Here is a 14199-nt window from a genome sequence, read left to right on the forward strand (position 1 = left end):
AACTTCTAACATTTTAAAAAATACCAACGGCCAGTTCTGCCCAAATCATTACAAATCCAATAATAACAGTAGCTATCAATGCTAAGCGTTTTGATGGTTTAGAAACACGTTGTAAAATAAAATCAATAGCCAAACCAACACAAAACAAGAGTGCACCCATCACTAAAAAATCAAGACGACTCCAATTGACTTCGTCCGTAAATTGCATAGCTATAAATGGAATTAACAATAGCGCCAACAAACTAGAAAGAATAATAAAAAGTCTTTTGTTTTTCATAAGCATTAAAAACTAAATTTAATAAATATTTATTTAATTCAATGCTCTTTTATAAGTTTCCAAACAACGTTCCCTGGCAAATTTATGATCAACAATAGGAGTAGGATACGTAAGCTCTTGAAAATCGGGAACCCATTGTTTTATATAGTCTAGGTTTTTGTCAAACTTTTCAATTTGTGTGGTTGGGTTGAAAATCCTGAAATACGGAGCAGCATCCACACCGCAACCGGCAACCCATTGCCAATTCCCAACGTTGCTGGCCATTTCATAATCGTGTAATTTTTCAGCAAAATAGGCTTCACCCCAGCGCCAATCAATCAATAAATGCTTGCATAAAAAGCTTCCTACCAGCATACGTACACGGTTATGCATAAACCCGGTTTCATTGAGCTGTCGCATGCCGGCATCAACTAACGGATAGCCTGTTTTACCGTCACACCATGCTTTAAATTCTTGTTCATTATTTCGCCAAACAATGCGGTCATATTGCGGTTTAAAGCTTTCGGTAGCTGTATGTGGAAAATGCCAAAGAATTTGCATAAAAAATTCGCGCCAAATCAGTTCTTGCCAAAAGATTTCATTCTGTTCTGCAGTAGCTTGTTTAATAATGTTTCGAATACTAACGGTTCCAAAGCGCAAATGTGGCCCCAATCTGGAGGTAGAATCTTTTGCTGGGAAATTACGGGTTGCTTCGTAATTTTTTATAAGGTTTGTTGAAACAGTATAAGGCTTAATGGATTGTGTTGAAGTCTTGAATCCCATATCATTCAGATTAACTGATGGCAGAGATGTGTTTTTTACAAGATTGTTTAAGAGTGATTTGGTATCAAAAGTATTGATTTCTAATGCTTTAAAAGTAGATTTCCATTGTTTCATGTAAGGCGTGTACACAACATAAGGTGTGCCATCACTTTTTACAATTTCATCTTTTTCAAATATAACTTGATCCTTAAAAGTTTTGAATCCTATGGATTTATTATCAAGAAAGTTTTTTATTTCATAATCTCTCTTGGTGGTATAGGGTTCATAATCATGATTGGTAAAAACAGTCTCAATGGAATAATCTTGAACAAGTTGATTAAAAACATCTATGGGTTTGCCATGAAACATTCCAAGACTTAAGCCATAATCATTTTTAAGAGTTTGGTTTATGCTTTGTAAGGTTTCATAAATAAAGGTAACACGTGCATCGTCTTCAGGAAGCTTATCCAAAATTTCGGAATCAAAAATGAAAACAGGAAGTACAGGAAGATTTCCTTGTAAGGCATGATATAAACCCACGTTATCATCAAGCCTTAAATCGCGCCGAAACCAAAAAATATTGATAGGTTGCTGCATATTAGTAGGTTCCAAATAAAGCTTCTAATTTTTTGGTTCTGTAGTTGAAAATTTCTTCAAGTTTAGGTCTTATTAAAATGGGATGCACCAATTGCCCAAGAAACCCAAAAGGCACTTTGTAGTCAATGATATCTTCCATTTCAATGCCACCATCTATTTCCTTGATAAAATGTTTATGATGCCAAAGGGCATAAGGACCAAAGCGCTGTTCATCCACAAAATAATGGTTGTCTATAACATGAGTGATTTCTGTGACCCATTTGGTTTTAATACCCAAAACAGGTGTTACGATATACTGGATGATTTGACCAGCAAACATAGGTCTGTCTGCACCGGAGAGAATATGAAAACCCATATAATCGGGGGTGATAGTCTTTAGGTTTTTAGGATCTGATAGGAAATCCCAAGCTTGCTTAACAGTGATTGGCAACTTTTGTTTTTTGTGTAAGGTGTAAATCTTCATGTTTTAATTGTAAAGTAAAATGTAGAGATTCAAGGAACAAGCCACTATTAACCAAAGTGTATAAGGGAGTATTAATAAGGATTTTAAGCCCAATTGTTTTTGGTAGGTAAACAAAAATGCTGCTACAATATAGAGTAGGGAAACGATAAAAACGAAACCTAAGGCTATTAGATGCTGATTAAAAAACACAAAATTCCACCCAACATTCAAAATAAACTGAACAGTGAATAATATTTTCACTTTGGTGTTGGGCACCATCATATATAAATAGGCCATGTATATTGAAAAGCAAAACATGATTGTTGACCAGGCTACTCCAAAAGCCCATCCTGGAGGTGTCCAAGGCGCTTTATTAAGCTGCATATACCAATTGGTCTGAGGACCGTTATTCATTAATAATGTGCCAATAGCCAGAGCACCAAAATTGATTACCAAAAAAAACAGTATATATTTTAGTGTTTTCATTTTGGGGAATTTAAGCGGTCTATCTTGTTTAAGATTTCTTGAGCCTCAGCAAATTTTTTATCACTTTCTTTTCTGTCAGTGAGTAACAACATTTGAAATTCCTTCATGAGCTTTTCATACTTCTTTTGAAGCTTTTCCTCTTTTGGATTGGTTTTAAATACAGCAACCATGATTATTGTTTTAAATGTTTGGTAATGGTATCGCTCATAGGATTGACTATGGAATAATAAAAATCCACTAAGTTTCCGCTTGGGTCAACTAAATATTTTTGAAAATTCCATTTAACGGTTGAACTGGATTGGTCGTTTTTGCCTTTATCGGTTAACCATTGATATAATGGATGTTGGTTGTTTCCTTTGACATCAATTTTCTCGGTCATCACAAAAGAAACGCCATAATTAGCCTGACAAAATTCCTTGATTTGCTGTGGAGTTCCTGGTTCTTGGTTTCCAAATTGATTACAAGGCAGTCCAATAACCATCAAGTTGTCTTTGTAGGTATCATAGAGTTTTTGTAAATCCTTGTATTGACCGGTAAAGCCACATTTAGAGGCCACATTTACAAATAGAATATATTTACCTTTGTATTGTGATAAATCAATAGGATTTCCAGTTAAGCTATTGATTTTGATATTATAAATTGATTCTGTGGGTGTTGTTTGTGCCGTGGTTTTATTGAAAATTGAAAACATAAGAGTGATAATAAATAGTTTTTTCATCTGTTTAAATTTTAAAGGTAACAATCCCGCAGTCCATTTCAAAGACTTGACCCGAAATAGAGGCAGCTTTTTCAGATATTAAAAAAGCCGCCATACTTGCTACTTCATCAGGGTTTAGGAATTTCTTAAGTGGATGACGCTCTGTAATGGCGTCAATCATTTTGTCGTTGCGTAATAGTTTTGATGCCAATTCTGTGTTTGTGACAGTAGGGGCAATGGCATTAATTCTTAATGTAGGAGCCAGTTCTGCACCAAGTGATTTTACCAAGCCCTCAATGCCCGATTTTGCTGTTGCAATACTGGCATGAAAAGGCATTCCCAATTTTGCCGCTACCGTGCTAAATAACACAATGGACGGTTTTGTTCCTTTTTTGAGGGCTGGTAAATAGGTTTGAATAGCATTAACCGCTCCCAAAACATTAATTTCAAAATCGTCCCTAAAATCATCTAGACTGAGCCTTGAAATTGGCTTTAAATTAATGCTGCCTGGGCAATATACCAAGGCATCAGCAGTTTCTATGCTTGGTAATTCGTCTTTTAAAACATCGCAAGACATGTGTGTCAAGTTTTTGTGTTCTTGTTGCGGTGTTGTTCGGCTTATATTAATGACTTTATTGTTTGGCAGTAAAAGATACAATAGGGCGTTGCCTATTCCTTTACTGCCTCCAATAATGATAATTGTTTTCATCTATTAATTAATTGTTTAGATAATTCTGCAATTCTGCAATCTTTTCAGGTTTATTAAAAACACCACCATAGTACGATGTTACTGTTGCAGAAGTATCGTCCTTGATGCCTCTTGACGACACACATAAATGTTTAGCGTCAATAATAATGGCAATATCCTCAGTGTCCAGTATTTGTTTTAACTCATTGGCAATTTGATTGGTCAACCGCTCTTGTACTTGAGGCCTTTTGGCATAATATTGAACAATACGGTTCAATTTAGATAATCCAATAACTTTTCCAGAAGAAATGTAAGCAACATGGGCTTTACCAATTATTGGTACAAAGTGGTGCTCACAGTTGGAGTAAAAACTGATATTTTTTTCAACCAACATTTGATTGTATTGATATTTGTTATCAAACAAGGCTACTTTGGGTTTGTTTTGTGGATTTAAACCTGAAAATATTTCATCAATATACATTTTGGCAACGCGTTTTGGTGTGCCTTTTAGGGAATCATCGGTTAGATCCAATCCCATAACTTCCATGATTTCTTCAAAAAGCAACGCAATTCTTTCTTTCTTTTCAGCATCGCTGAGTTTAAAGGCATCAGGACGCATTGGGGTTTCCAAACTTGTAAATAAGTGGTCGTCACCAATCTCATCAAATGAAAAGGATTTTAAGGCGTGCCCATTTTTTTTTGTTTTTACTCGTAAAGTGTCTGTATTCATAGCAATCTTTTTTATGTGCTGTCTTTAAGTACTCATCTCTTAAAGCAAAGCAACGTTAACGTTTTGAAATTGAGTTATGTGTAATATGTTTTTGTCTTGAACATTTAAATCGCCCTTTGACAAAGCCTCTAAGCTTTACATGTTTTGTGGAACGGCCTTGAACACGTTTTCGCCATCGTTTAAAGCTACTTGGTTTTAATTCCCTGCGCATGAGTTCTATGACCTCTTGTTCTGAACAATTAAATTGATAGGCTATGGCTTCAAAAGGAGTGCGGTCTTCCCAAGCCATTTCTATAATTCTGTCAATATCTTTTGGAAGGTTTGTCATTAACTATCTATAAAGGCATATTGAGCGTCAAATTCAATCTTTTTGCTAAATAGTTTTTTGAAAAAACTTTTATTTTCCTTGAAATTGATATTGTTTTTAAAACGAATAAATTTTCCTTGGGCATGAATACTGCTTCCATTTGATTTGTATATCACTAAATGATAAAACGGAATTATCCATGTGTAGTTTCTTAAGCCTTTGTTGATTCTAACCAATAAACCGTTTGGGCGTAATTCTAAGTTGGCATATGTTATATCTGAAATGGAATTTACATACTGTTTTAAATTTGGGCTTACCTCTTCAATAACCATGCGTTTTGAGCCAATTCCTTTCATTTTAAATACTTCCAATAAAGAAAAAGGTTTGCCAACCACATCATTGATTAATTGGGTGTTGCTTTTATCTGAATATGTAGTATCTAAAACCATGAGTTAAAGATACAAAAAATTATAAAATGTTTAATATTTTTAATTAAAAGTTAAACAAAAAATTAACACTTAATTCTTTTTCGTCATTGACTTCAAACAATTGAACTATTTAAATATGTAATAAACAACTTGTTACGAATGCTTTATAGTGTGTTTTTTTAGGATGCGTTCGGCTTCTTTTTTTACCGTATTATCTTTTTTTAATTTCCATAAAATATCACTTGCTTTTTTTCTGGTTTCTTTAATATCTACTATTGGATAAGGATAATCTATTCCCAGTTTAAAGTTATGGAAAGCTTGATCCAGCTCTGTCATTAAGTAGGGCTGATGCACAAAAGGAATTTCTAACTGTCTTAATTCTGGAACCCATTTTTTTATGAAATTACCATCTGGGTCATGTTCTAAGCTGTTTTTTATAGGATTGTAAATACGAAGCGTATTTATGCCGGTTGCCCCAGCTTGCATTTGCAATTGTGGGAAGTGGATACCGGGTTCAAAATCCAAAAATAGTTGTGATAAATGCTTGGAAGCATCCTGCCAGGGTTGCCATAAATTATGAGTGAAAAATGAAACTACCAAGGCTCGCATTCTAAAATTCAAATAGCCGGTTTCTGCCAAACATCGCATACAGGCATCAATAAGCGGATATCCCGTTTGGCCTGTTTTCCAAACTTCTTGGTATTCTTTACTAACATGTTTCTTTAATTTTTGAAATCCTTTATTAATACTTTCTTCTTCCATGGTGTGTTCCATTTCAAACTTTTGAACAAAGTGCGATTGCCATCTCAATCTTGATATAAATGCATCCAAAGGTTTCTTGTCCTTTGCAGTGTCTCTTAACGTTTTGGCACGTTGATATACTTCCCGTATCGATAGGTTGCCCCATGCTATGTAGGGCGATAGTCTGCTACAGCTTGTTCTGGATAATTCTGGTTTTGAAATATGGAACATGTAGTTTTCATATCGTTTGTTTAAAAACGAATCTAAGTATTTTAGAGCAGTTGATCGTCCGCCTTTTTGGAACAGGGAATTTGTACTGGACTCTAGCGGCATAATTGAAAATAAGGTCTCCAAAGATTCAATTTCTTTTATGGTTAGCAATTGTGAATCACTTGGATGAAACGGTAAAAGATTGGTTTCAAAATAATCATTGTTTTTTTCTAACCAGTTTTCCCGATTCTTTAAACCACGAAAAACGCCATTGTTAATGGACTCATTCCAAGTAATCATATTGTTTTTGCAAAATCTCTTGAAGGATTGGTCTCTAACATAGGTTGTTAATATACCGGTTTCTTGGTGGGAGTATATCTCATGTATTTGAAAAACTGACAGTAATTGGTTTACGGTAGCGATAATGTCAGATTTCACTATTAAAATTTTGGAATTGTAAGAGTCTAATTCGGTATTTAAATCTACCAAAGACTGTTTGATGAAGTTCCAATGGCGTTCACTGTAATGCGGATCATTCATGAGCAATTCCTCAAAAACGTACAAGAGTAAAACCCGTTTACCAGACTTTAAAGCATTAAAAATTGCTTCATTATCCTGTAACCTTAGATCGCGCTTTAACCAGACAAGTTGTATTTGGGGTTTAGTATTCATCTTGATGTTCTATAATGTGTTTTGCTTTTGTTTTTATTTTGTGTAGTTCAGCAGCATCCATTTTATCCAATAACTTATACATCATGCCCATTCTGTAATTGTTTTCCAAAAATGGTCTTTTATCATCCAGAAAGTTCCAATACAAACTGTTAAACGGACAGGCACCATCTTCAGTCTTTTTGTTTTTATTATAATGACAATTACTGCAGTAATTACTCATTTTGTTAATGTAAGCAGCGGACGACACATAGGGCTTGGTAGCAATTTTTCCGCCATCAGCAAATTGACTCATCCCACGGGTATTGGTTATTTGCACCCATTCTATAGCATCAATGTAAATCCCTAAATACCAAGCATCAACTTCGTCGGGATTTGTTTGGGTCAGCAAGGCATAGTTACCGGTTATCATCAAGCGTTGGATGTGATGTGCATAACTGTTTTCAAGTGAGTTGTTTATGCTGTGTTTTAAGCAATTCATTTTTGTGTTTCCAGTCCAAAAGAACTCGGCCAACGAATGGGTGTTTTTTAATGTGTTTTCATTTTTAAAAGCAGGCATTAAAGCCCAATACATACCTCTCATATATTCTCTCCAGCCAATAATTTGCCTTGTAAAACCTTCTACTTGCGAAATATGAATCTCATTTTTATGAAGAGCGTAATAATTTGTAATGGTTTTTATAACATCTTTGGGAGCGATTAATTTTAGGTTTAGGGCAAATGATAATCTGGAATGAAAGAGGTTATTTTCCTCTGTATGTATAGCATCTTGGTAATCCCCAAAGGAAATCAATAAGTGCTCGCAAAAATATTTAAGCTGTTCCAGGGCTTGCTTTCTGTTAATTGGATATGGAAATGTATCTCCATTGAAATGGCCTATAGTTTTAATTTGGGCTTTTTGGATGTCTTTTACAATATCTGAAATATTATTTTTAAAGATTTTAGCTTTAGGAATGGTGTCTGTTTCATTCCATTTTTTTCTATTGCTTTCATCAAAATTCCATTTGCCGCCCTCAGGCTGGCCTCCAAGCATTAAGATATCATGTTTTTTACGCATGCATCTATAGAAATTTTCCATTACCCACTGTTTTTTACCTTTAAAAAAAATGGATAACTCCTTGCGGTCTGTATAAAAATGTTCAGCAGAAACTACTTTTGAATTGATTTTTAGTGATTTACAAAATGCTGTTAGTTGTTGTTCCAATCGATATTCATCTGGAAAGATATATTCAAATGTTTCAATATTATTTTTCTGAATTAATTGATTTAGATTATCAGTCAAATTGTGCTTATTATCATTACTATTGATTTTATAGTATGCAACTTGGTGCCCCATTTGTTTCAAATCTGAATGAAACTGACGCATGGCAGCAAAAAAACCAATAACTTTTTGAATATGATGTTGCACATAATCGGTTTCTTGTCTCATTTCAAAAAGGCAATACAAAACATTTTCGTTTTTATTTTTAAACCAAGAATGCTTGATATTAAGTTGGTCGCCTAATATGAGTCTGAGTATTTTCATTTTAAAAAAGTGTTTCTTGAAGCCATAAATTTTGGTAAGTTCCATTTGCATCATAACGATCTGCCTGTAATGACACATTAAATACTCTGTCTCTGGGGTCGTTGCCTACACCTGATACATACATCCAGTTACCATAATTACTATGTACATCATAATCTATAAGCATGGATTCAAAATAAGCAGCACCAATTCTCCAATCTAATTGTAGGTTTTTAGAAAAAAATGAGGCTACATTTTGTCGCCCTCGATTGCTCACCCAACCTGTTTTTTTCAATTCAATCATATTGGCGTTTACAAACGGCGAAGCTGTTTTACCATTAATCCAGTTTGACACTAAAGTTTGGTCAGAATTCCAATGGTAGCTTTTGTTTAAAATCCCACCAATTTTAAAAATATCGTTACCGTGTTTTAAGGCTATATATTTAAAGAAATCTCTCCAAATCAGTTCAAAAAATAGCCAGTAAGTAGATTCGTTTTTGTGGTATTTTTCTTCAAAGTCTTTCAGTTTCCAATAGATGGTTCTAGCTGAAATGCTTCCGTTAGCTAGCCAAGGAGATAATTTTGAGCTGTAATCCGTTCCTATTAAACCGTTTCTGGTTTTTTTGTAAACGCTTATTTTTTGTGTTTTAAAAAAATAATCATCCAAACGTTCTAAAGCGCTAGATTCGCCACCTTCAAAAGGAAATGTGGAATTTTTATGTGTTTTAAACGTTGTAAACCCCAGTTCTTCTAATGTTGGGATTGTTGTTGTGTTTTTAATGTTTAATATGGTTTCTGTGCCTTTGTTTTGCACAGTTGGTCTTACTTTACAAGACGTTTCAATTTTTTTTCTAAAATTAGTGAATACCTCTGGAATCGTTTGTGTTTCAGAAGCTACGTCTTCTGGATGAAAGAGGAATTGGTCAAATTCTTCATTAAAAATCACCGATTTGTGCACAGTCTTTTTAACCTTCTCAATAATTTTTAATTCTTCCTGTGTAAATTCTTTTTCAAAGTAGATTGATTCGATATTATGTGATTTTATTAAATCACTAACATGGTTTTCTGAATAACCTTTATAAACAAAGAGTTCAATATTGAGCTTTTTAAGGTTCTGCTTTAAATTGTTAACCGTTTCAATCAAAAAACGGACTCTAAATTTCTCCGTTTTTTTAAAACCAAATTTAGTTAATTCAAAATTTCTAAGGTCAAAAACAAATATCGCAATAACGTGGTTACTGTTTTTAATGGCAGTATTTAAAACCATATTATCCTGAACTCTTAGGTTGTTTTTAAACCATACTAAGGATATGTTGTTTTGTTTCGTCTGCATTTTTCACTACAATAAGTTACATGCTCCCAATTGTTTTTCCATTTTTTTCTCCAGGTAAATGGTAATTGGCAAACCGGACAAATTTTTTGAGGCAAATGTTGTTTCAATAACCTAGGCATTTCCAAGTTTTTTTATCATGCCCTTAAAAATCAATCCATGAAATGGTAATACGCTGTACCAGTAAAGTCTGCCGGCCAGACCGCGAGGTCTAAAGGTGGCTGTTTGCTTAAGTGTTTCATCTTCAATTTTAAATTCCAGCCAAGCTTCGCCTGGGAGCTTCATTTCTGCGTACAGCAAGAGTTTTTTCTGGGATTTATCGGCATAAATAACACGCCAAAAATCAAGAGCATCTCCAATATTCAATTCGGTTTGATGGGTTCTGCCCCGACGTAACCCAATGCCGCCAACCAGTTTATCTAGATAGCCTCTGATTTTCCATAAAAACGTGCCATAGTACCAGCCTGTATTTCCACCAATAGACCAGATTTTATTAAGAGTGGCATCTGTATTTTTAACCTGTATTTCTTTGTAATCTTTAAAGCATCCGTATGAAGGTACATTGATGTATTTATGCATGCTGTTTTTTAGGCGACCACTGCTTACCATGGAGTCTTTCCAACTGGACACAATGCTATTTTGCTCAATTTTTTCAAAAGCCAGTGCTACGGCTTCTTTGTATGTAATAGGATGAACATCCAGTAATTGATTGATATTGCTTGGTTTTCCAACAATTTGAACGCCCATACTATCAACCAATGTTGACGCCAATTTATAGGATGTGGATGTTACAAAATACAGCCAATACGATGATAATTTGGGAGTCATTACAGGCACGGTTATAATGTGTCGTTTTAGTTTGCGGATCTTGGCAAACTGCAACAGCATGTCTTTGTAGGTGAGTATTTCTGGTCCAAAAATATCATAGGATTGATTGTAAAGTTCCGTTTTCCCTTTAGCTCTTGTTAGAAATGTTAATACATCTCTCACGGCTAGAGGCTGTGATTTGGTATGTAACCATTTTGGAGCAATCATCACAGGAAGTTTTTCAACCAAATCGCGAATAATTTCAAAAGACGAACTGCCCGAACCAACTATTATTCCAGCTTTAAAGGTTGTCAAGGCATATTTTTTTGAAGCTAAAGCTTCTTCTACATTTTTACGTGAACGAAGGTGTTTAGAAAGTTTTTCTTCATTGGTTATCCCGCTCAAATAAATCACCTGCTTTGTCTGGGTACTTTCAATATAGGTTTTAAAGTTGATGGCGCACGCATGTTCCAAAGCTTCAAAGTTTTTGGACGTATTGGACATAGAGTGAATCAAATAATACGCTACATCAATGTCCTTGGGAATATTCTTAAGGGTTTCTTGTTTTAAAAAATCAGCTTCAACAAATTGTATGTGCTTGTCTTCAAGATAGGTTTTATCAGCACGTAACGTGTCGCGTACAGCACATACAACGTCATGACCTTCATTAACCAACATGGGAATGAGGCGTTTTCCTATATAGCCTGTTGCTCCTGTAACAAGTATTTTCATTGGTTATGAATTTAGTTTTATAACCAGATGCTAAAAAAATAATAACCTTATTGAATTTTTGGTCTCTGGTATTCCAATCGTGTTTTTAAGCAAGGTACTGAATAACCATCCAATCCATTGATAGTGGCCACTTTTCCTTTTGACAAATTGATAAACCCATCATCTTCCAATAGGTTGTTGCCTATGTATAAATCTTGGATTGCTCCAATCACTAAAATGGTATTGTTTGCCTTGATGTCATATTCCTCAACATATTTCATGGCCATTTGTATGGGTGCGTGTTTTACAAAAGGCACGTTATAACGGTCCTTGTACTCTTCTTCTAAATTGGTTACATCAAATTCTGAAATGGACTTATCATATTTAGCTGAGGTGTGATGCGCGTCTGCTAAAACAGATTCGTGAACATGATTGATGGTGAAATATTCTGTTTCTTTAATATTGTCATAAGTATTCCGGATTACGGTTGTAGGCCTTAAAAAGAATCCCAAAAGGGCAGGGTTGGAGCCAATATGGGTTACCGAACTAAAAATGGCCACATTTGAAATACCATCGTTTGATTTTGTGCCAATCAAGTTGGCCGATTTATAGCCTGAACAGCTATTGATGAGATTGATTTTATATAAATGATGCATGGCATCAATATCTTGTTTTGTAAAATGCGTCATTGGTTAGTTTGCATTTAAATTATTAATCTTAATGTGTTTAGCTTTAAGATCAAACATTAAGTTATACAATCCAAAGAATGTTCTATTTATATAAATAAAATGCTTGGAACCTCGGTTGCCATTCATTTTTCTTAATTCGGTGTTTTTAGAATAACGCTCACCCAGCTCTGCAATCTTTCCAAAGAAATCAGCATTTGAAAAATCAAAATAATCATTGTGAAATGGTTGCGTAAACAGACTTAACATTTCATGGAACATATTGGTAAAGAAGTCCAGCTCTTCTTGAGTATCATCATCTTTTAGAATTTCCAATTCGTATAATTTGGACACAAAATAAGTTTTATTGTTGATGTTTTTGGGTTCCGCCAGTTCAAAATAGGGCGTATAAAATTCATTGGGAATAATTTTCATGCATCCAAAATCCAATGCAATTAATTGACCCTCTTTTGAAATCAAAAAGTTGCCCGGATGTGGATCGGCATGAACTTTTTTGAGTTTGTGGATTTGATACATATAAAAATCCCAAAGCGCTTGTCCTAACTGATTTGCTTTTGCTTGATTGGTATTGTGGGCTGTGAATTCAGAAAGATGTTCACCTTCCATATAATCCATGGTAATGATACGTTCAGAAGAAAGATCTTCATAATATTCTGGAAACGATAGGTTGGAAATGTGAGAGCACGCCAAAGCAATTTCCTTACTTTGACTGATTTCCAACCTATAATCTGTCTCCTCCATTAATTTTCCTTCAACTTCTTTAAAGTATTTATCAGAATCCTTGCCCTTTATGTTAAACATGCTCATGGCAATGGGTTTAACCATAGCGAGATCTGATGCAATACTTTCTGCAACTCCTGGATATTGGATTTTCACAGCAAGTTTTTTCCCATTTTTTTCTGCAATGTGCACTTGGCCAATGCTAGCAGCGTTTACAGAAGTTGCATTGAAGGAATCATAAATGTCATAAGGTGATTTTCCAAAGTATTTTTTAAATGTTTTGATGACCAAAGGCGGTGATAACGGCGGAACAGAAAACTGGGCCAAAGAAAATTTTTCAACATAAGCTTGAGGTAGGATGCTTTTTTCCATACTTAGCATTTGAGCCACTTTTAAAGCGCTTCCTTTAAGTTGTTTTAACCCGTTGTAAATGTCATCAGCGTTGTTTTTGTTGAGGCGTTCTTTGGCTTCAAATTCAGTATTCACTAATTTGTCACCGTAATATTTTAGGTAATTAACACCTACTTTAGCACCGGTTGATACTAATTTTGAGGCTCGTTGTATTTTTGAAACAGGTATACTGTCTATGGTCTTCATATAGAGAGATTAGTTCATGTGCATTTTTTCCTTGAAAAGAAATTTTCCAAGGTCAATAACACTTTTTAGTGGAGCAATATGTAATACATCAAAACTGGTATTGACGGATTTTTCAATAAATATGTCTGTTTTTTCAAATCCAGCAGACGTATCATCCAACCAAAATTTTATGGTAACCAAGAGTTGTATCCACGCTGATTCTTGTAATGCTTTCTTTTGGATTTTTTCTATGTTTTCTTGATTGATATCCAAGGTCTCAATATCTAATTCAGAAATGTACTGTGCAAAACTTTTTCTAAGCCCCGATAAAGGAGCAAGGCTATTCAAGTCTTTTTTACAGTCTTTTAGAACATAAATCACATAGCTTCTATTAGCTGTTAAGTTTTCAAAAAACGTAAAGTAGAAACTCAACAGCTTGTTTCTGGCATCAAATGATTGATAGTCTTTACTGGCTTGCAAGATTTTTATGGTGTTATCAAAAAACGTACTAAATATTTGTTTCTCAATGGCCTCAAATGAACCAAAATAGTTGTAAAATTGAGATTCTTCAAAATTATTGCTTTTAGAAAATAGATAAACAGATTTTGGTTTATCATGATGTTCAAGCACATAATCCATGTACATTGTTAATATATCTGAAGTTGATATTGTTTTCTTTTTAGCCATAATTGTTATAATTATAGTACAAAGATACAAAATGTTTAATCTTTATTAATAAAAGTTAAACAAAATTAACATAATAATTTGATATTATCGTATATTAGGTAAATTGAAAAGGGTTCAGAAGGAAAATGGATAACCAAAAACATGATAACATCTATTCTGTTTTAG

18 protein-coding genes are annotated in these 14199 nt (G+C 34.3%); all 18 read right to left on the reverse strand.

From position 1 onward, the window contains the following. Window positions 1–13: 13 nt before the first annotated feature. A complete protein-coding gene (locus IEW94_RS16285) occupies window positions 14–277 on the reverse strand; it encodes a hypothetical protein (protein ID WP_188655047.1) in 264 nt (87 codons plus the stop codon). Between the two features lie 33 nt (window positions 278–310). Next, window positions 311–1615 (reverse strand): cryptochrome/photolyase family protein, encoded by a 1305-nt coding sequence (locus IEW94_RS16290; RefSeq protein WP_188655119.1) that lies wholly within the window; start codon window positions 1613–1615, stop codon window positions 311–313. A gap of 1 nt (window position 1616) precedes the next feature. Next, window positions 1617–2078: an SRPBCC family protein gene (locus IEW94_RS16295; protein WP_188655049.1), complete on the reverse strand. Its 462-nt coding sequence runs from the start codon at window positions 2076–2078 to the stop codon at window positions 1617–1619. A gap of 3 nt (window positions 2079–2081) precedes the next feature. Beyond that, window positions 2082–2543, reverse strand: coding sequence for a TspO/MBR family protein (locus tag IEW94_RS16300; RefSeq protein WP_188655051.1), 462 nt, complete (start codon window positions 2541–2543; stop codon window positions 2082–2084). Further along, entirely contained in the window at window positions 2540–2713 is a 174-nt protein-coding gene (locus IEW94_RS16305; RefSeq protein ID WP_188655053.1) for a Lacal_2735 family protein, read from the reverse strand. The genes IEW94_RS16300 and IEW94_RS16305 overlap by 4 nt, the downstream gene beginning before the upstream one ends. A 2-nt stretch (window positions 2714–2715) precedes the next feature. Then, window positions 2716–3234: a glutathione peroxidase gene (locus tag IEW94_RS16310; protein WP_188655121.1), complete on the reverse strand. Its 519-nt coding sequence runs from the start codon at window positions 3232–3234 to the stop codon at window positions 2716–2718. Between the two features lie 31 nt (window positions 3235–3265). Next, on the reverse strand, window positions 3266–3949 hold the full coding sequence (locus tag IEW94_RS16315; protein ID WP_188655055.1) for an SDR family NAD(P)-dependent oxidoreductase: 684 nt from the start codon (window positions 3947–3949) through the stop codon (window positions 3266–3268). 7 nt (window positions 3950–3956) lie between these two features. Beyond that, on the reverse strand, window positions 3957–4658 hold the full coding sequence (gene folE, locus IEW94_RS16320; RefSeq protein ID WP_188655057.1) for a GTP cyclohydrolase I FolE: 702 nt from the start codon (window positions 4656–4658) through the stop codon (window positions 3957–3959). 55 nt (window positions 4659–4713) lie between these two features. Beyond that, on the reverse strand, window positions 4714–4986 hold the full coding sequence (locus tag IEW94_RS16325; RefSeq protein ID WP_188655059.1) for a TIGR03643 family protein: 273 nt from the start codon (window positions 4984–4986) through the stop codon (window positions 4714–4716). Then, entirely contained in the window at window positions 4986–5414 is a 429-nt protein-coding gene (locus IEW94_RS16330) for a hypothetical protein (RefSeq protein ID WP_188655061.1), read from the reverse strand. The genes IEW94_RS16325 and IEW94_RS16330 overlap by 1 nt, the downstream gene beginning before the upstream one ends. Window positions 5415–5546: 132 nt before the next feature. After that, window positions 5547–7016, reverse strand: a complete 1470-nt coding sequence (locus IEW94_RS16335) for a cryptochrome/deoxyribodipyrimidine photo-lyase family protein (protein WP_188655063.1) — start codon at window positions 7014–7016, stop codon at window positions 5547–5549. Next, window positions 7006–8538: a cryptochrome/photolyase family protein gene (locus IEW94_RS16340; RefSeq protein WP_188655065.1), complete on the reverse strand. Its 1533-nt coding sequence runs from the start codon at window positions 8536–8538 to the stop codon at window positions 7006–7008. The genes IEW94_RS16335 and IEW94_RS16340 overlap by 11 nt, the downstream gene beginning before the upstream one ends. A gap of 1 nt (window position 8539) precedes the next feature. Continuing rightward, a complete protein-coding gene (locus IEW94_RS16345; protein WP_188655067.1) occupies window positions 8540–9850 on the reverse strand; it encodes a DASH family cryptochrome in 1311 nt (436 codons plus the stop codon). Beyond that, entirely contained in the window at window positions 9820–9969 is a 150-nt protein-coding gene (locus tag IEW94_RS16350; RefSeq protein ID WP_188655069.1) for a DUF2256 domain-containing protein, read from the reverse strand. The genes IEW94_RS16345 and IEW94_RS16350 overlap by 31 nt, the downstream gene beginning before the upstream one ends. After that, on the reverse strand, window positions 9962–11386 hold the full coding sequence (locus IEW94_RS16355) for an SDR family oxidoreductase (protein ID WP_188655071.1): 1425 nt from the start codon (window positions 11384–11386) through the stop codon (window positions 9962–9964). Before IEW94_RS16355 ends, IEW94_RS16350 begins: the two co-directional genes overlap by 8 nt. Before the next feature lie 47 nt (window positions 11387–11433). Further along, on the reverse strand, window positions 11434–12054 hold the full coding sequence (locus IEW94_RS16360) for a flavin reductase family protein (protein WP_188655073.1): 621 nt from the start codon (window positions 12052–12054) through the stop codon (window positions 11434–11436). A 3-nt stretch (window positions 12055–12057) separates the two neighbouring features. Continuing rightward, on the reverse strand, window positions 12058–13368 hold the full coding sequence (locus IEW94_RS16365; RefSeq protein ID WP_188655075.1) for an ABC1 kinase family protein: 1311 nt from the start codon (window positions 13366–13368) through the stop codon (window positions 12058–12060). A gap of 9 nt (window positions 13369–13377) precedes the next feature. Then, window positions 13378–14034, reverse strand: coding sequence for a TetR family transcriptional regulator C-terminal domain-containing protein (locus IEW94_RS16370; protein ID WP_188655077.1), 657 nt, complete (start codon window positions 14032–14034; stop codon window positions 13378–13380). Window positions 14035–14199: the final 165 nt, after the last annotated feature.

The organism is Yeosuana aromativorans, from assembly GCF_014646655.1.
GTDB lineage: Bacteria > Bacteroidota > Bacteroidia > Flavobacteriales > Flavobacteriaceae > Yeosuana > Yeosuana aromativorans.